Genomic DNA, 18459 nt, shown 5'->3' on the forward strand with positions numbered 1-18459 from the left:
CCGCCCGAACGGCCATTTTCTCGCCCAACAGGGCATGGTAGAAGCGGGTGAAGCTGGCTTCACTTTCTGTTCGGGTGAAGAGATTGTTGACCATCGAGAGGTAGGCATAGCCCGTAGCCCCCTGTATCGGCCAGTCATCGGGCAAATCTTCCTTATTCTGGAGAATCTTCTCGACGACGATGTAAGCCTCGGGTCCGGCCAGTTGGCGCAGTCGCTGGAGGTAGCGGTTTGGGTCCTGAAGTCCGTCGATATGATCGACCCGCAACCCATGAAAAACGCCGGCTTCGAGCAGGGTTTTGGGAAGCTGGTGCACGGCATCGAAGACTACCGGGTCCTGGATGTTAAGGCATATGAGCGAATTGACGGTAAAGAACCGCCGGTAGTTGATCTGCTGATCGGTTTCGCCGTGAAAGCACAGCCGGTAGTCTTGCTGATCGACAATTTGTTTGACAAGCAAAGGACTCGAGTTGACCGTTTTTAAGCAAGATCGGACATACGTTTCTACTTCCGCCTTCGACATCAATCCAGCAAGCGTCTGTTGACAGTTATCCGATAAATGGGCATAAGCATCCGTATCCGTGAACTGCTCAAGAAGGCTTAGCTGCTCCAGTAATGCCTGCACCGCAACCGGAATGGCGGCATCGACAGGTTGTAAAATAGATTTATAGGAACGCAAATGGAGCGGATAGGTGGTGTCAAAATACCGAACAACAAACTTTCCATCCTGATAGTCTACGGTAAGCTCCTCCCGGTCCAACACGTCAGGCAGCGGGTCGCCCAGGAACGGCACCATGAGTCGGCCCTGATGGACCGGGCTTTGCCAGTTGATATCAAAAAAGGAAGCGTAGGGTGATAGCTGGCCTTTTTCGAGCACATCCATCAGCCATAAGTTATGCGGATCAAAGGCCATGTGATTGGGCACAATGTCCTGTATCCAGTTCATACCGCGCTGGCTCAGCTGCCGACTAATGGTGTGAAGTTCGGCCTCGGTACCAATTTCGGGGTTAATCCGTTGCGGGTTCACGGAATCATAGCCGTGGGCACTGCCGGGTACGGCTTCAAAAATGGGCGACGCGTATAAAGTGCGTACACCCAATTGGTCCAGATAGGGAATTATTCGCTCAAAGTCACGGAACGTAAAGTCTTTGTGGAATTGGATCCGGTAGGTGGAAACGGGATTTTTCATGATGTTGAGCGTAAAGAATAAATGATTCGGGTTGTAGCAGAATGGCATCTCCATTCTTTATTAAAACTGGGCATTTACTGCTGGCCGATGGCACATTTGGTTGCCATTGCGCATCGGCAGAATCCAGCAGTTTTTCCCAACATATGTCCTCACCTGATACAGAAAGGGTTGTTGACTGCGGTTGTTTGGAGAAGTTCATCAGACACAGCACATGCTGATCCTCATACCAGCGACGTACGGTCAAAAGCTCTTTATCCGTATCGGCAACGACGTCGAGTTGATCCCGGTCGAGGTGGTAGAGGGCCGGTAGCTGATGGCGCAACGCAATCAGCGTCTGGTAATAGCGAAGTAGCGTCCGGTGTGGCTCCTGGGCAGGCAGCTGCCATTGTAATTTTGTCTGCTCGAACGTTTCTTTCGTTTGGGGGTCCGGCACGTCGTCATCGTCATCATCCGTAGCGAATTCTTCTTTTCGGCCCTGCCGTACGGCTTCGGCCAGCTCGGGTTCGGTGTGGTTAACGAAGTAAAAGAACGGATTTGTTTCGCCCCACTCCTCGCCCATAAACAGCAACGGAATAAACGGACTGACCAGCACGGCACCAGCCATCAGCTTGAGCATTTCGTAACTATACAACTGGCTCGACCGCTCGCCCTGTTTCCGGTTCCCGATCTGATCGTGGTTTTGCGAGAAGACGATAAACTGCTGGCCGGCATTACCATGAACTTTCTGCCCGAACAGCTTCTGCCGAACAACGGAAAACTGGCCGTCGTACACAAATGCATCCTTGTAGGATTTGGCCAAGTGATTGAGGCCGTCAAAATCGGCATAATAGTCGGTTTTATCTTCACCAACGGCTACCCGAAGGGCATGATGAAACTCATCGATCCACTGGGCATCCATGCCATAGCCCTGTTCGGACAGTGGTTTAATGTAACGCGGGTCGTTCAGGTCGCATTCGACAAAAAGATAATGTTGACGTCCGGTTGCCTGCATCAGTTCATTGACTTTTTGCCGAAGTTCCTGCAATAGGTGAACAGGACCGAAATCCATGAGCGCATGAACGGCATCGAGCCGCAGGGCGTCGATATGAAAATCCCGGAACCACATCAGAGCATTTTCAATGAAGTGCCGTCGGACACCATCACACCAGTTGTCGTCCAGGTTGATGCCTCTTCCCCAGGGCGTACGGTATTTGTCCGTCAGGTAGGGGCCAAAATTTTCCATGTGGTTGCCCTCCGGCCCGAAGTGATTATAGACGACATCCAGCACGACTGCCAGTCCTTTATAATGACAGGTATTCACCAGATGTTGCAATCCCTGGACCCCTCCGTACGAATGTTGCACGGCAAAGGAGTACACACCATCGTAACCCCAATTTCGCGAATCCGGAAACTGCGATACGGGCATGATCTCAATGGCCGTTACGCCCAGTGCTTTCAGGTAATCCAGTTTGGCTTCCAGAGCTTTAAACGTACCGGCATCGGTAAAGGAGCCGGTATGAATTTCATAGATCAGGTAGCTATCCAGCGACGGGTTTATCCAGCTCTGGTCTTCCCAATAATACGCAGCTGTATCGACCGCCCGCGAAGGCCCCTCTACCCCCTGAGGCTGGGAAAGCGACGCAGGGTCGGGGTACTCCTCATTGCCATTAAGCACAAATGTGTACTGATCGCCGGGTTTGATTTGGTCGGTGGTTAGATGCCAGTAGCCCAGTTCATCCTTTTGCAGGGGCAGCACTGCCTGACTTTCGTGTATGTTAAGGGCTATCTGCGTCGCTTTGGGCGCCCAAATTGTCACCTGGGCGTCGGATTTGTCGGGAAAGCGAATACCCAGTGATCGTCTAGTTACGTTGAGTTGGTGCATAGCAGAAATAATGGTAGCCCGTCCGGGTGAACGTAAGCCCGCAACGAAATTTTGTTAGTTAGTCAGTCAGTCGGTACCAGCTATACCCATAGCCCGCCAACGGAATGGTAATGCTCCCCTGCCGATCCAGCTGTTCAGCTTTATTACTTAACAGGTTACGGGCAAATCCTTTGGTCTTTTGGGATGGCTTTAGCGTACAGGATTTCGGTTCGGCGCTGAAGTTGTGAACCATCAGCAGCGAACGTCCCTGCCAGTCATACCGGATAGCCAGCACGTTTTCGGAACCCGTGTCGAGGAGTTCCCAGGTTCCCCAGCCTATTTCAGGGCACTCTCTGCGCAAACGGGCGAAGCGGGTTACCCGGTTGAGGAGCGATGCCGAATCGGCCTTCTGAGCAGCCACGTTGACAAGGCTGTAGCGATATGGCCCATCGCTGATAACGGGCCGTACCAGTTTGGTGCCCTGCGAAAAACCCGCATTCGTACCGGTCGACCATTGCATGGGTGTCCGGATGGAAAGCCGCTCGTTCAGCCGCAGGTCATCGCCCATACCGATTTCCTCGCCGTATCGGATAACCGGCATGCCAGGCAGCGAAAATAATACGCTATAGGCCAGTTCGACCAGACGCGGATCAGCCAGCATGGGGGCCAGCCGTCGACGAATGCCCCGGTCATAAAGCTGCATGTTGGCGTCAGGTCCGAATTTGGCGTAAACCTTCTTCCGTTCCTCATCGCTGAGCCTGCCGAGATCAATTTCGTCGTGGTTTCGGAGGAAATGCGCCCACTGCGACGTTGTGGGTATATTTTTAGTATCGATCAACGCCTTCTTCAGCGACTTCGTATCCGACGTTGCCAGGGCATAGAATAAGTGATGGTTGGCGAAAAAGTTAAACATGGTTTGGATTCCCTGTCCTTCTTTACCAAAATAGGGCTCCTGCTCTTTTGGATCAACGTTTGCTTCACCCAGCAAAATGGCATCTCGTTTATGCCACTGTACGTACTGATGCATCTGGGTGATCATGTCGAACTGGTGCTGGGGCTTGTCGGGGTCGAAGCCAGGGTTTGCCACCTCAATCAAAAACGGAACGGCATCTACCCGAAAACCCGCAATGCCTTTATCGAGCCAATACCTGATGATTTTCCGCATTTCCTGTACCACAGCCGGGTTCTGCATATTTAGGTCGGGCTGAAAGTCATAAAAGCGGTGGTAATAATATTCGCCTGCCTGTTTGTCGAACGTCCAGACGGCTTTCTGCACACCGGGGAACACCATGCCGGAATCCCACTTTTCGGGTCGCTCTTTCGACCATACGTACCACGACCGGTAGGGTGAATCTTTCCGCTGTCGGGCCTGCTTAAACCAAGGATGCTGATCGGACGTGTGGTTTGTAACCAAGTCCATAATTACCCGAATACCCCGCAGATTAGCTTGTCGTACACACGCATCAAAATCCTGCGTTGTGCCCAGGTGCGTGTCGATACCGTAGAAATCCGAAACATCGTACCCATCGTCTTTGTTAGGGGTGGGCTGAAAGGGCGCCAGCCATATGGTTTGCACGCCCAACCCTTTCAGGTAATCGAGTTCCTGCGTTAGGCCTTTAAAATCGCCGTATCCGTTCCCATCCGAATCCTTGAACACTTCCACATCGACATTGTAGATAAGGCTGTTCTTATACCATAATTCCTCAATAAAATCGGTTGGTACCGCTACCGGCGGGGCTTTATCTTCTTTTGATTCAGAAGACTTTGATTCGCAGGACAAAAGGATACCGAAGCTCAGTAGAATCAAAAGTTGTTTCATGAGTGAGTAGTAATGGCTTTCTGTAAGGATAACTCCCCAACGAACCATCCTGTTAGCTATCCTCACATTTCTCCTATTTCATGGCCGATTTTTTGTATTTATTCAATAGGTACCATAAGAAAAGTCAGATTCTTCGGAAAAAGTTTATCCTTTCGATTGAACGAAAAGTTAAATACATATGAAGAAAGAGGCTATCCATTTAGACGATTGGCAACGGATTCTGTTCGGCGATGCCCCGGCTGAGTTTTTGCTGGAGGTGTTTATTCGAACATCACTGATCTACCTTATTTTGCTGATTGTAATGCGCCTTTTGGGAAAGCGAATGAACGGACAGCTCACCAATCTGGAGTTGGCTGTTATGCTCACCATGGGAGCCATTATTGCCCCGGCCATGCAACTACCCGACCGGGGCTTACTGTTGGGGGTGTTGGCTCTGCTTTGTGCGCTCATCTTTCAGCGAGGTACGAACTGGCTGGGTGGTAAAAGCAGTAAAACGGAAAAGATTGTTCAGGGAACCGCGACGGTGCTGGTAAAAGACGGCGTTTTTCAACTGGAACAGATGGTATCGAACCGCATGTCGCACCAGCAGATTTTTGCTGCTCTCCGGAGCGAGAACGTCTATAATCTAGGTATGGTGAAACGGCTGTATCTGGAAGCGTACGGCATGTTCAGCATTTACCGGGACGAACCGGGAAAGCCGGGGCTATCCGTATTGGAACCCTCAGACAATGAAATTCAGTCTATTCACGAGAAAACGGAGACGCTTGCATGCACCAACTGCGGCAATACTGCTCCCGCACAACCTCAACCCAACTCCTGCCCGGTTTGTCAGGCCAATCACTGGATAGCTGCGGTGCGCTAATACCCCATGAAAAAAGAAGATATCTTTCTATCCGACTGGCTTAGGATTCTCGTTGGTGAAGTTCCGGGAACGTTTTACATCGAAATTCTCATTCGGGCGGCTGCAGTTTACCTGATTCTGGTTGTGTCCATGCGTCTGATGGGCCGACGAATGGCTTCCCGACTTAGTCGGAATGAAATGGCGGCTATGGTTTCGTTGGCGGCTGCGGTGGGTATTCCAATCCTGGATGCCCAACGCGGCTTATTACCTGTTGTGGTTATTGCACTGGTGGTGGTGTTTACCCAGCGGTTTATTTCTTACTGGGCGGCCAAAAACGAGAAATTTGAAGGCCTTACTCAGGGAATCAGCAGCACACTTGTCGAGAATTCGGTTATCCAACTTGCCAGCCTGAGCGAGTCGCGGGTCACACGCGAGTTACTTTTCGCTCAACTCCGGTCGGGCGGTATCATTCATCTGGGGCAGGTTAAACGACTCTATATGGAAGCCAACGGTGCTTTTACTCTTATTAAAGACCCTAAACCCAGACCCGGGCTTTCCCTTATTCCAGTCTGGGATGATGACTTTGCTAACCAGCAGCCCAAAGCGCCCCATGAGTGCGTCTGCTTCCGATGCGGCTATCTACAGAAACCTCTTGATCAAACCGCCGATGTCTGCCCCAACTGTAGTCATCACCAGTGGGTTCAGGCGCTCGCCTGATCGTAACCTGTAAGAGGCAATCTTTACTTAACCGAAAATTTATTTTGGTGCTAATGATTTGTCCGCAAAACTGAACGATTTCTCCTTGACACCGGGCTAACCGTCCATAACACAAATTGGTACATCACCTCTTTTCAAGCACCTGTTGAAATCATAATGGAAATTTAATCCGACTATTTTCTACATTAAGTTATACTCAAGAAAACTGTAGATTACTTTTACAACCAAAGCGGTTTTGGAGCTAAGACACAGGCATATATACTTAAGCAGCTGTTAACCTATTGTTGATAAGTATAGACTTTTGACTCACTGATCGTACGGCGTATTTTAGGCCAAGACTTAACGGCCAATACCTGGAGAACCCCGGATAAACGAAGAAAAGGCCTTTGTATCATGAAAATAGGTTGATACAAGAGCAACAAAAAATATTTATTCTACGTATTAAACCTAATAAAAGAGTGTGCCCGCAACGGATACCAGTCCCGCCAGTAGACTATCACTTCTTAATGCTGGCCTGCCTACTACTTTACTGACTAACTCAAAAACAGTGCTGTATTGCACTGTGATTGGTCAAAAATTAATTGGAGAAATGAGAAAAGACTGCCTTGGTAGGGAGAATACATGTTACTATTAACTAATACAGGAAAACAGTAAGTAGAAACCACTAGTTACTTATGAATTGGAGCCGTTTGTATTCGTTAACATTATTGGATAAAAAAAAGCAGACCAACATTGTCAGCCTGCTTTCCGCTTCTATCCACACCATAAGGGAATCGTTAAATCCCCTTTGATAAAGCGAATATACCACGAAATCTCTTACATGCTGACTTTTGTTAGCATATCGCCTTAATACAACTTGAAATAATGGTTTTTAGTCGAGAAGTACACTTTGACAATCCACTACCTTCAATGGAAGAAATACTTCAACGGGTAAGTCTTCGTACCGGTATAGAACCAATATACCTAGCAGACAAATGGCTATTGATCAACCCCTTAAATCAAGAAGATATTTTTAGTATTTACCAAGAGGGCAATCGTAAGCTCATTTTGATGAATGATGGACCAATGACATCCCTGTTACGAGCCACTTTATATACATTAATCGAAATGGGCGGCTATTATGCTGAGTGGGACGTATCGTCGCTCGAAAGCTAACAAGATCATTTAGTCGAACCCGAAAACCAGTAGGTTGAATAGATCGGTACAGAATAGCCGGTTCAGGTATTGTCGGCTCGATAATACACTTCTGAAGATAAACCCCAGCCCTTACTATTAGCCCCGTATCATCTTTTTATTAATTTATTATTGGTGTATCATAACCATTGGTGGTTTCTTTACGTTATGTAAAAAGAATTGACTTTTTCCCGAAAAAATAGTATCATACAAAGAAAGTCAAGCTCGGTGTGTAGATGCAAACGCAAAACGCTAACTACTAATCAATATGATTACATACGAAATTTTACGCAAGAGTGTTGTTCGACAACTTGTTGATCAGTTTGTCGAGTTTCATCCTGACATGACCGAGCAGCAACGTGAAGAATCCATTCCCGCCTGTCTTGACGTCATCACTCTCTTTATGAGTTTAACAGTTACTTTCCTCGGCGTCTTGGCTTGGGCTATTATATAAGTATAGGGCATAAGTTCGGTTATCAATTCAACAGAATCGATCTACTTAATCCTTTATCGAAAACTTGTAGGTTAATAAAAACGCCAGTCTCACAGAAACTGGCGTTTGACTGATACACATGATGTTAGTAACCTAATTGTCTGCTTAAAGGTAAGACACTGACTAAAAGCCTACGTTAATTCTAGATTATAAGACGAACCCTTGCGGCTAATTATTCGGGAAGCATGGCTCTGTTCAGCGTTTTGCCATCAATTGGCTCGAAGAATGGCCAAAGCGCAATGGTTGTTAAATACACAAGTCGTACAGGTATAAGACCATCTGTTTTGTAAGGGTGAGGAATCTGCCGGTAATAGGGCAGCATAGCTACAATGTATTGACACGGTTCAGTGTCTATTTCCTCAAATAGTAACTCATGTTTCGTGCCATAATCATACACACTCCCAAGCGCTAGTTTAAGGTCTACTTCTATATCATTGCCTACTTTTGCCGCTCGTCTGCGATTCACATCTGTATAGAGCATGAATCGAATTATCGCCTTTGAACCCGTCAAATTTACCTCATTCATTGTATTTTACTTTTGCTATTTATATATTTTACATGAAATATAAAGATAGCAAAAATTTAGTTATACCAATCCAGATCCAGTCATAACTCGTACATAGTATCTGGACAAAAAGAGGAAGGTTTTCACCGGCTCGTCATTAACGAGCCGGATGATTTTTAAATACGGAGGCCCGCATGATCCCCTGACTCATCCGGCGATACATAAATGGACTGATTCTTCAGACGTCCACGCTGGCTTTAATTTTCGGTATACCGTCAGCATACAATCATTCTCTCCTTCGTAATCTATATGAGGATCAAAGGAATAGTTTGTTACCTCAACAGCGTCAATGTCATCAAGATCAAAACACTTCCATCTACTAGGGTACGAAAGAGAAGGAACTACATCCCGACAAAAGCCATAAACAACGGACTTCAAACTGTTTCTGTCTAAACCAGTCATGTATGGCTCAATCGTCCGCCAGTCTTTTTTGACCTTGATCTGAATCACTTGTTGATCCAAAATTGCGTCATCGATAACGACAAACGCATCTCCCTGTAGGTGTGTCTTCATGGTTCCAAGAGGTTAATACTATACTGTGTTTTATATAAGCCACTTCTCTAAAGTGCCTGGTTGTTGTAAGCCATTATCAGTTAACCAGCACTGTGGTGAATGTCCATTCCATCAATTATGGAAGTTGACTCTACTAATAATACTTTAAAGACTACTTATAAGTTTAAGCAAAAGTATAGAATTTATAGTGGCCGTGTAGTTTTGTATACATTAACCCGGCGGTAATTTATCATACGGGAAACGCTTGACTGCGATTCTTAAAGTAGACAAGCACTAACGGCCGGAATTTCCAAGCCTGAGATCAGCACCTGTTCGGGCACCTGAGTGATTAAAAACTAGCCACTTCGTTGCGAAAGACGACCTGAAACATTGAAAAATAAGAGTATAACCTATACAGGCGACTATGAACAGACAGATGTCGCCGAGTCTGTCCTTTACTATAGTTCTCGACACTTAATCAATTTCTAAGCCAGATCATCAATTGAACCATTCTAGGAAACAGTAGTGCATTTCCATAATAATTAAGAATTATTCTAAATAAACTTTGCATTCAGTAGAGCAACATTTAGCTTTGCCATTACTTATAATAATTCTAAATAAATGAGAATACACTATACGCTCCTTTTCTATGTAAGTACTCTGCTCACGTTGTTGACATTGCCAGCAGAAGCACAAAGTCAGGGAATTATCAAAGGAGTTATTACCACCCGAGACGGCAACTCAGCATCCTTTGTTAACATTGGTTTAAAAGAAATCCGTAAAGGAACACTTACTACTGAAGACGGCTCTTTTCTGCTGAAAGGCATCAGCCAGGGGGTATATACATTGCGGGTAACATCTGTTGGCTTACAGTCTCAGGAGAAAATAGTGCATGTTCGATCTGGCCAAACAGAAACCATTGACTTCGTTCTGGCAGAAAACACGGCCCAGTTGAGCGAAGTTGAGGTTGTAGGCGCCAATAGGGCCGTTACAGTCGGCAAAGCCAGTATTGCCCCACTCGACTTACCTCAAATGACGGGTGTTGTCAGCAGCGTTGTTATCGAAAATCAACAAATCTCCCGTCTGGGCGATGCACTGAAAAACGTGAGCGGTGTTTCGTTAACGCAGCAGCGGGGTGGTGTGGCCGAAACATTTTCGGCCCGCGGTTACAGCATTGGTATTGCCGGTGCTGGTGGAAGTATTTTTAAAAATGGCGTCATTACCAACACGATGGGCTTTCCCGAAGCCAGTACGCTGGAATCGGTAGAAGTACTGAAAGGTAGTTCGTCTCTATTGTACGGCAATGTGTCGGGCGGGCTGATCGTGAACATGGTGACCAAAAAACCGAAGTTCGAATTTGGTGGTGAGGTGTCGATGCGTGCAGGCAGCTTTGGGCTGCTAAAGCCGGTAGTCGATGTGTACGGCCCTCTGGCAAAAAACCTAGCGTTCCGGGTGATCGGCACTGTCGAAAATGCCAAAAGCTACCGGGATGTAGTAAAAACCGACCGCGTTTATATCAACCCTTCGCTATTGTATAAACTCGGCCAGAAGACAACCATTCTACTACAGGGCGACTACCTGAAATCGAACCTGACACCCGACAATGGCATTGGTTCCCTGAATGCCAACCAGGACGCCATCATACCAGATGTACCCCGGTCGCGGTTTATCAATACAAACTGGGCCTACAATAATGTTGAACAGACCAGTGGTTCGCTGAACCTCGATCATTCATTTACTAATAACTGGAAATTAAATTTCATTGCCGCAGCTCAGGGCACTAGCGTATCGGCCTACGGTGCCGGGGTTCCCAACAACAATGTTGCTACCAACGGTGATTGGAACCGGGCGCTGAGCCGCACTAAAACTGCCGAAAACAACTACACCGGCCAGGTAAACCTCAACGGTCGATTCAATACGGGAGTCATTGGTCACCAGTTGCTGGTGGGTTCTGATCTGGTGGGTATTGTTAGTGAGAGTAACGCGTTTTCCATCACTAGCAATGGCGTTACAGTAACCACCTACGACAGAATCAATATATTGGACCCGACGAAATTCGAAACTCGTTCCGACATTCCGACGGCTACCGCCACTATTCGCACGACTTCCCCATCCACCCGCCTTGGTTTTTACGCCCAGGACCTCATAAGCCTGACCGACAAACTTAAAGTACTGGCTGGTCTGCGCTGGTCACAACAGAAAACGGTTCAGACTACCCTTCTCGACTTAACAACCCAGATCGAAAAGCGGGGCTCTGTTGAAACCAGGACGGATGCGGCCTTCTCGCCAAAGGTGGCGCTGATTTATCAACCAACCCAGGGGACTTCGTTCTTCGGCAGTTACGCCAGCAACTTTACCATCAATACCGGTGTCGACATCAACGGACAATTACTAAAACCATCGATTGTCGATCAGTACGAAGCAGGGGTTAAAAACGAATTTCTGGATGGTCGCATCACGGCCAATTTCGGTGTGTATCATATCGTCAATAGCAATCTGGCCCTGATGGCCCCGTTCAGACTGGATGGATCACCTAATACCGACTCGAACGTGAAAGAGTTTACGGGCCAGACAACCAGCGATGGGCTGGAGGTAGACCTGACTGGTAACCTATCCAAAAACTTTTATTTCATTAGCGGTTATGGTTATAACTACATGCGGTATACGAAAACAACGCAGGTAAAGGGAGCTTATCTTGAGGGGGAACGCCTGACGAACAATCCGGCTCATACAGCCAATTTCACCTTGTTTTATACCGTTGACCGGTCGCCCTTACGTGGACTTAAACTGGGAGTTTCAGCTTTTTATACCGGTGCCCGCTACGGCGGCAATAACAATACCTTTGGCCAAACGCCGGAGTTCAGCCGCCTGATTCCCCTTACCGGTTTTGCCACATTCGACCTGTCGGCCGGGTACACATATCGGAAGGTATCGCTACTGGCTAAAGTTTCGAACATCACCAATGAACTGAACTACCTGATTCACGACCGGTATAGCATTATGCCGATTCCTCCCCGGCAGTTTATTAGCACCCTCTCCTATCGTTTTTAGAACCTGACAGTAACCCAAACTTGATTATGAATAAGCTGGTAAAAAAAATCGTCTGCTTCGGCGCACTTCTCACCTTAGGCCTGACTGGCTACGCTACCGATAACGGAAAGTTCAGCGATACAACCCGGGCATATGCGGTTCCAACGCTAACCAAAACACCCAAAGGTGCTATCGCACTGTCGTGGACGGAAAAAGACCAGGATGGTATTATCCATTTATACTGGGCCGAGTCGGCCGACAAGGGCAAAACTTTCGGCGATAAGAAACTCATCTTTTCGTCGGCTGGTATTGGAAACTCCCGGTTGATGCGACCTAAACTGCTTTTCAAAAAAGACGGTACACCCGTTGCTGTTTTTACCTTGCGCGGTCCCGGAACAGGGGCTCCTCAGCCAACGGCACAGGCCCCAAAAGCGGAATCTGCTCATGCTAACCACGAAGCGGCTCCGGCCGGACATGACCACGGTGCTGTTCATCAGGAAGCACCGGCCAAAAGTGCTCAACGGGGCGGTGGCCGTCCCAGCGATTTACAGATTGTCTATACTTATTCGAACGATCAGGGAAAAACATGGAGTCAGCCAGCGCCCGTACACGCCGATAAAACGCCTAATATCGTCCGTGGATTTTTCGACGCGACGGTGCTGCCAAACGGAGAAATCGGCGTGGCTTATCTGAACGACATCGAAGGAAAGCAACACCAGCGCGACATGCGGTTTGTTAGCTCCACAGGCAACCAGTTTAGCAGCGAACGCATTATTGATCCGTTCGTTTGCGACTGTTGCAACATCAGTCTACTGGTCGACAATTCGGGCACGCTGAACCTGTATTACCGGGACAACCAGGACAACATCCGCGACATTGCCAAAATGAGTTCGAAGGACAATGGAGCCTCGTTCACCAAATCAGAAATCCTGTTCAAAGACAACTGGCAGATCAACGGCTGCCCTCACTCGGGTCCCACCTCCAGCGCCAGCGCGGGGACGAATCTGATTGCGTGGTTTTCGGGTACGCAGGAGTCGCCGGGCATCCGCGTGGTAAATCAGCAGGGCAAACGGTTATTTGTTCTGGACGATCCAACAGCTAAAAATGCCTATCTGGTGGCAGCCCCAAAATCATCCGTATTACTGTGGGAACAAAATCAAACATCGGAAGCCGGCATAAGCTCCGTAATTGCCTTCAAAAACATTAAAACAGACCAGACGCCCACCACGCAGCTGGTGAAGAACGCCCTCAATGGAACCAACGCCAGCGGCCTGGTTATCGACAATCAACTCCTGGTTGCTTACGAAGTGAAGCATGCCAATAACAAAAACTCTGTCGGTCTGGCCCAGATTGATCTTTAACCAGCAACTCAGCATCAGATTTAATCAACCGCGGTCTACTTTTCTTTCTTTCCTCTTTTTAATCGAAGCCCCGGCATATACCAATATCCGGGGCTTTTGTCGTTTTATCCGCGACGGGTAGGATGTTATCCCGCCCATAGATTCCGTAATTTGCGCGCTAACAGACCACCAATAAACCCGTATTCGTCGACATTATGCCACAAATCCGTCAGCTCGCGGCCCATATTGAAGCTCTGGCCCCCCTTGCCTATCAGGAATCGTACGACAACGTGGGGCTGCTTGTAGGCGACCCAACCACCGATATTAAAGGCGCGCTGGTAACGCTCGATGTAACTGAAGCGGTTGTCGACGAAGCCATTGCCAAAGGGTGCAACGTCATTGTGGCGCATCATCCCGTTGTATTTAAGGGCTTGAAAAAGCTGAACGGAAAAACGTATGTAGAGCGTACCGTTATCAAAGCCATCAGGAATGACATAGCCATTTATGCAGCTCACACCAATCTGGATAACGTGGCGGGGGGCGTTAACTTTAAAATCGCGGAGAAATTAAAACTGACGAACGTACAGATTCTAGCACCTAAAACCCAGGTTCTGAGCAAGCTGGTTACATTCGTCCCTATAAACGACACCCAGCGGGTACTGGACGCACTCTATGCGGCCGGAGCAGGACAGATCGGTGACTACAAAAATTGCAGTTTCCGGGTTAGCGGTACCGGTACGTTCCAGCCGGGCGAGAACGCCCAGCCCGTCATTGGTGAGATTGGCGAGTACCATGAAGAGCCCGAGAATCGGATTGAAGTTATCATCCCGACCCATCAGCAGGGACAGTTATTAACCGCCCTCCGGCAGGCACATCGCTATGACGAAGTGGCTTATTACCTAACGCCGTTGGATAACCAGCATCAGGAGGTCGGTTCAGGAGCCGTGGGCGATTTGCCGGAGCCCCTGACAGGAACGGCCTGGCTGTCTTATTTAAAAGAACACATGAGTCTGAACCTGATCCGGTACACGGCCCTCCCCGACCGACCGATTAGCCGAATCGCCGTTTGCGGGGGTGTTGGCAGCTTTTTACTCCCCGACGCCATCCGGGCGGGAGCTGATGTGTTTGTGACGGCGGATTACAAGTATCACGAATTCTTTGATGCCGAAGAACGCATAAGCATCTGCGATATTGGGCATTACGAAAGTGAAGTCTATACGAAAGACTTGATTTGCGGGCATTTGGCAAAAAAATTCACTACTTTTGCGGTAATTTTATCAGAAACGGATACGAATCCGGTTCGGTACTTCATATAGCACTAACTACATTCCGAATGGAACTGACGATTGCGCAAAAACTAGACGCTCTTCTCAAACTGCAATCCCTGGATTCTCAACTAGACGAACTCATTAAAATTCGCGGTGGTCTGCCCGAAGAAGTTCGTGACCTTGAAGACGATATAGCAGGTTTTGAAACCCGGATTGGGAAATTCCAGGCCGAAATCAAAACGCTGGAGGAAGAAATTGAGCGCAATCGCGTGGCCAAAAAGGACGCTGAAAAGCTGATCACCAAATACAAGGATCAGCAGATGAACGTTCGCAACAACCGCGAGTTTGACGCCATTTCGAAAGAAATCGAGTTACAGTCACTTGAGATTGAATTGGTCGAAAAACGTGCCAACGAAGCTCAATTCCGGGTACGAGGCAAGGAAGAGGAGATCAAAACGACAACAGCGGCCCTGAACGAACGGAAAGAAGACCTGAAAGCCAAAAAGCAGGAACTCGATCAGATTACGTCGGAAAGCCAGGAAGAAGAAAAGGAACTCATCAAACAGCGGGATGAGCAGGCAACAACTATCGAAGCCCGCTTGTTGAACTCCTACAAGAAGATTCGCGGTAACGCCCTCAATGGTCTGGCCGTTGTGATGGTGAAGCGGGGAGCCTGCGGAGGCTGCTTTAACGTAGTTCCGCCCCAGCGCCAGGCTGACATCAAAGACAAAAAGAAAATCATCGTTTGCGAACACTGCGGACGGATTTTTGCCGATGTAGAAGGTGTTCCCGAACCAGCACCAACGGGCCGTGGCCGGTAGGCCTTCCCGAATACTATAAAAAAAGGTCGTCTTTAGGCGACCTTTTTTTATAGTAGTACCGCACACTAGCCGTTATGTTGCTGTCGTACCTGTTCAAGTGTTTCGGCCATCAACCTGCATCAACCATGCCCACGTTTATATGCCGCTTTATAGTTGTTGCAGCATTGTTTGTCCTGCTCAATCCGTTTGTGGCTATGGCGCAGGATTTTGTCTGGACACCGGGTCTGCAACGGGCCTATAGCGAACTTCAAAAACTAGCGGTACAACCCACTCAACATATACTAACGGCAGAGTCAGCACAGAATGGTGTACGCATTTTCGTTGATGATTACGCCGATATGCTTCTGCTCGTTACCTCCGACGACGACCGGCTCTTTGCCTCAATCAGTGACCGGGAGGAGGAGCGGCTCGATGCCCTTAAAAAACTCGATGACGCATCCCCCTGGAAACGGGTGCTTCTGGCTGAGGTGCGGCTCCACTGGGCGTTTACTAAATTGAAATTCGGAAAGGAGATGAGCGCGAGTTGGGATGTCATTCGGGCTTATAAACTACTGGCAGAGAACCAGAGACGATTTCCAGCCTTTGTCCCTACTTATAAATCGCTGGGAACACTTCATGTCATGATTGGCTCTGTGCCAGATAGTTACAGCTGGGTGGCAAACCTACTGGGTTTACACGGAAACATTCAGCAGGGGCAACAGGAACTTCAACGCGCCCGGCAAGACCCAATCTTCGGCCTCGAAGCCCGGCTGATTGACCTGATGGTACGGGCCTATGTGCTGACGTTTTCCGACGCGGACGGTCAAAGCTTACAGCAGTTGGTCAGCGCCCATCCCGATAACCTGCTGCTGCATTTCTTTGGGGCAACTATTGAACAAAAGAACGGCCACGGTGAACAGGCGCTTACATACCTATCTACCCGCCCGAGTGGTAAAAATTATCTACCCTTACCCGTTGTTGAAAACATTCTGGGCGACATTTACCTGCAAAAGGGTGAATACAACACAGCAACAACCCATTTTCAGCAGTTTCTGGCCACCTATAAAGGCCGTAATTTTCTGAAAGACTCCTACTATAAACTCTTTCTATGCCGCTGGCTGGCGAACAAACCCGATGCTGAGTCACGTCCCTTCCTACAGAAAGTAATTACTACTGGCCGAACAACGGTGGAGTCAGATAAGGCCGCGCAGAAATTTGCCGAGTCGTATTTAGGCAAAGGCATCTCAGCCAACCAGAAAGTACTGATGCGGGCGCGGCTAGCTTCCGATGGTGGTTTCACGGATAGTGCGCTGGCTTACCTGCGTCCTTACACTGAAGGCAGTTTCTCAACAACAGCCGAAAAAGCAGAATATACGTACCGTATGGGCCGTATTTTCCAACGCCGGGATAACCCCGATGCAGCTATACCCTGGCTAACGCGCGCGCTAGCGCTGAGTGAACCGATCCAGCTTTCTTTCGGTGCCACAGCGGCCCTTCAATTAGGATATATTTATCAGCAAAAAAACGACCGCGCTCGTGCACGGTCGTTTTTCCAAAAAGCCCTCAGTTTCAAACGCCACGAGTACAAAAATAGCGTCGACAATAAAGCAAGGGCGGGTTTAAATGGGTTGTAGGATGAAAAAACAACGCCATATCTCCAAGAAATGGCGTTTGTTTTTGGCTGTATGTCTAATTAATTATTCCAGCGCAGCTACACCGGGCAGTACTTTACCTTCCATGTATTCCAGCAAGGCTCCACCACCGGTAGACACGTAACTAACACGATCGCCGTAGCCAGCCTGATTGACTGCCGACGCCGAGTCGCCACCACCAATGAGCGAGAAAGCACCGTTTTCTTCAGTAGCTTTCACCACGGCTTCGGCAATGGCATTCGTGCCTTTGGCAAAATTCTCGAATTCAAATACGCCCATCGGGCCATTCCAGAGAATGGTTTTCGACTTAAGAACAACCTCTTTAAACAGTTCAATGGTTTTTGGACCAATGTCTAGTCCTTCCCAGCCATCAGGAATCTGACCGGTTGGTACGATCTGACGGTTGGCATCATTCGAAAAATCGTCGGCGCAGAGGTTGTCGACGGGCATATAAATCTTCACGCCTTTAGCTTCGGCTTTTTTCAGCAGTTCAAGAGCCAGTTCCTGCTTATCGGCTTCGAGCAGCGATTTTCCAATGTTGCCGCCCTGCGCTTTGGTGAAGGTATAGGTCATACCACCGCCGATGATCAGGTTATCAACCGTGTCGAGTAGTTTCTCGATGATCAGAATTTTATCAGAGATTTTAGCTCCACCCATAATGGCGGTGAATGGCCGCTCTGCCTCTTCCAGAATCTTCTTGGCGTTAGCTAGCTCAGCATTCATCACGTAACCCGCCACGCGGTCTTCAAAAAACTGGCCCATAACGGCCGTCGACGCGTGAGCACGGTGAGCCGTTCCAAAGGCGTCGTTAACCCAGACATTACCCAGCTTGGCAAGCTTTTCGGCGAACGCTACATCCCCTTTCTCTTCCTCTTTATAGAACCGCAGGTTTTCAAGCAGCAGGATTTCGCCGGGTTGCAGACTGGCAGCTAAGTCCGTTGCCGACTGACCTATGCAATCGTCCGCGAATTTCACGTCGCGGCCAAAAGCTTCTTTCAGGGCAGGCAGTATGTGCTTGAGCGAATATTTTTCTTCGGGACCACCTTTGGGGCGGCCGAGGTGCGACATCAGGATGGCTGAACCGCCGTCGTTCACGATCTTCAGAACGGTTGGGATGGTTGCCTTGATGCGGGTATCATCCGTAATATTGTACTCTTTGTCGAGTGGCACGTTGAAGTCCACCCGAACGAGGGCTTTCTTACCGGCAAAATTGTAGGTATCTACGGTTTTCATGCGACTGCGT

At 48.5% G+C, this 18459-nt stretch carries 14 protein-coding genes and 1 pseudogene; 9 read left to right on the forward strand and 6 right to left on the reverse strand.

Annotation, left to right across the window (positions count from 1 at the left end; translation table 11 throughout):
* From NT073_RS20400 to NT073_RS20410, 3 genes and pseudogenes are all read right to left on the reverse strand, one after another.
* Positions 1-1186, reverse strand: a 1186-nt coding sequence (locus NT073_RS20400; protein ID WP_297377133.1) for an alpha-amylase family glycosyl hydrolase, incomplete at its 3' end; no start/stop codon positions are given.
* A complete protein-coding gene (treZ, locus tag NT073_RS20405; protein ID WP_297377135.1) occupies positions 1128-3047 on the reverse strand; it encodes a malto-oligosyltrehalose trehalohydrolase in 1920 nt (639 codons plus the stop codon). The genes treZ and NT073_RS20400, both read right to left, overlap by 59 nt.
* Positions 3048-3597: 550 nt before the next feature.
* Positions 3598-4893: pseudogene (locus NT073_RS20410) on the reverse strand (alpha-amylase family protein); the annotation flags it as partial.
* 130 nt (positions 4894-5023) lie between these two features.
* On the opposite strand from NT073_RS20410, the gene NT073_RS20415 reads away from it, so the two are divergent.
* From NT073_RS20415 to NT073_RS20430, 4 genes are all read left to right on the forward strand, one after another.
* Entirely contained in the window at positions 5024-5707 is a 684-nt protein-coding gene (locus tag NT073_RS20415; RefSeq protein ID WP_297377139.1) for a YetF domain-containing protein, read from the forward strand.
* Positions 5708-5713: 6 nt separating this feature from the next.
* Positions 5714-6403, forward strand: a complete 690-nt coding sequence (locus NT073_RS20420) for a YetF domain-containing protein (protein WP_297377141.1) — start codon at positions 5714-5716, stop codon at positions 6401-6403.
* A gap of 909 nt (positions 6404-7312) precedes the next feature.
* Positions 7313-7558 (forward strand): hypothetical protein, encoded by a 246-nt coding sequence (locus NT073_RS20425; RefSeq protein WP_297377143.1) that lies wholly within the window; start codon positions 7313-7315, stop codon positions 7556-7558.
* A 286-nt stretch (positions 7559-7844) separates the two neighbouring features.
* Positions 7845-8030 (forward strand): hypothetical protein, encoded by a 186-nt coding sequence (locus NT073_RS20430; RefSeq protein WP_297377145.1) that lies wholly within the window; start codon positions 7845-7847, stop codon positions 8028-8030.
* A gap of 211 nt (positions 8031-8241) precedes the next feature.
* Here NT073_RS20430 and NT073_RS20435 read toward each other — a convergent pair whose 3' ends face one another.
* Entirely contained in the window at positions 8242-8595 is a 354-nt protein-coding gene (locus NT073_RS20435) for a hypothetical protein (protein WP_297377147.1), read from the reverse strand.
* A 186-nt stretch (positions 8596-8781) separates the two neighbouring features.
* The gene (locus NT073_RS20440) at positions 8782-9147 is read right to left on the reverse strand and encodes a hypothetical protein (RefSeq protein ID WP_297377149.1); all 366 of its coding nucleotides are present in this window, start codon (positions 9145-9147) and stop codon (positions 8782-8784) included.
* Positions 9148-9747: 600 nt separating this feature from the next.
* Here NT073_RS20440 and NT073_RS20445 point away from each other — a divergent pair.
* From NT073_RS20445 to NT073_RS20465, 5 genes are all read left to right on the forward strand, one after another.
* Complete coding sequence (locus tag NT073_RS20445; protein WP_297377151.1) at positions 9748-12177, forward strand: TonB-dependent receptor; 2430 nt, start codon at positions 9748-9750, stop codon at positions 12175-12177.
* 26 nt (positions 12178-12203) lie between these two features.
* A complete protein-coding gene (locus NT073_RS20450; RefSeq protein WP_297377153.1) occupies positions 12204-13517 on the forward strand; it encodes a sialidase family protein in 1314 nt (437 codons plus the stop codon).
* 194 nt (positions 13518-13711) lie between these two features.
* On the forward strand, positions 13712-14812 hold the full coding sequence (locus NT073_RS20455; protein ID WP_297377155.1) for a Nif3-like dinuclear metal center hexameric protein: 1101 nt from the start codon (positions 13712-13714) through the stop codon (positions 14810-14812).
* Positions 14813-14829: 17 nt separating this feature from the next.
* Positions 14830-15585: a C4-type zinc ribbon domain-containing protein gene (locus NT073_RS20460; RefSeq protein ID WP_012927660.1), complete on the forward strand. Its 756-nt coding sequence runs from the start codon at positions 14830-14832 to the stop codon at positions 15583-15585.
* Positions 15586-15710: 125 nt separating this feature from the next.
* Entirely contained in the window at positions 15711-17198 is a 1488-nt protein-coding gene (locus NT073_RS20465; RefSeq protein WP_297377158.1) for a tetratricopeptide repeat protein, read from the forward strand.
* Between the two features lie 63 nt (positions 17199-17261).
* Here the strand turns inward: NT073_RS20465 and NT073_RS20470 are convergent, their stop codons facing one another.
* On the reverse strand, positions 17262-18449 hold the full coding sequence (locus NT073_RS20470; RefSeq protein ID WP_297377160.1) for a phosphoglycerate kinase: 1188 nt from the start codon (positions 18447-18449) through the stop codon (positions 17262-17264).
* Positions 18450-18459 lie beyond the last annotated feature (10 nt).

Source organism: Spirosoma sp., from assembly GCF_026391055.1.
Taxonomy (GTDB): Bacteria; Bacteroidota; Bacteroidia; order Cytophagales; family Spirosomataceae; genus Spirosoma.

Coding starts and splice junctions, on each gene's coding strand:
- treZ (WP_297377135.1), bottom strand. CDS start 3,047: ATGCACCAACTCAACGTAACTAGACGATCACTGGGTATTCGCTTTCCC.
- NT073_RS20415 (WP_297377139.1), top strand. CDS start 5,024: ATGAAGAAAGAGGCTATCCATTTAGACGATTGGCAACGGATTCTGTTC.
- NT073_RS20420 (WP_297377141.1), top strand. CDS start 5,714: ATGAAAAAAGAAGATATCTTTCTATCCGACTGGCTTAGGATTCTCGTT.
- NT073_RS20425 (WP_297377143.1), top strand. CDS start 7,313: ATGGAAGAAATACTTCAACGGGTAAGTCTTCGTACCGGTATAGAACCA.
- NT073_RS20430 (WP_297377145.1), top strand. CDS start 7,845: ATGATTACATACGAAATTTTACGCAAGAGTGTTGTTCGACAACTTGTT.
- NT073_RS20435 (WP_297377147.1), bottom strand. CDS start 8,595: ATGAATGAGGTAAATTTGACGGGTTCAAAGGCGATAATTCGATTCATG.
- NT073_RS20440 (WP_297377149.1), bottom strand. CDS start 9,147: ATGAAGACACACCTACAGGGAGATGCGTTTGTCGTTATCGATGACGCA.
- NT073_RS20445 (WP_297377151.1), top strand. CDS start 9,748: ATGAGAATACACTATACGCTCCTTTTCTATGTAAGTACTCTGCTCACG.
- NT073_RS20450 (WP_297377153.1), top strand. CDS start 12,204: ATGAATAAGCTGGTAAAAAAAATCGTCTGCTTCGGCGCACTTCTCACC.
- NT073_RS20455 (WP_297377155.1), top strand. CDS start 13,712: ATGCCACAAATCCGTCAGCTCGCGGCCCATATTGAAGCTCTGGCCCCC.
- NT073_RS20460 (WP_012927660.1), top strand. CDS start 14,830: ATGGAACTGACGATTGCGCAAAAACTAGACGCTCTTCTCAAACTGCAA.
- NT073_RS20465 (WP_297377158.1), top strand. CDS start 15,711: ATGCCCACGTTTATATGCCGCTTTATAGTTGTTGCAGCATTGTTTGTC.
- NT073_RS20470 (WP_297377160.1), bottom strand. CDS start 18,449: ATGAAAACCGTAGATACCTACAATTTTGCCGGTAAGAAAGCCCTCGTT.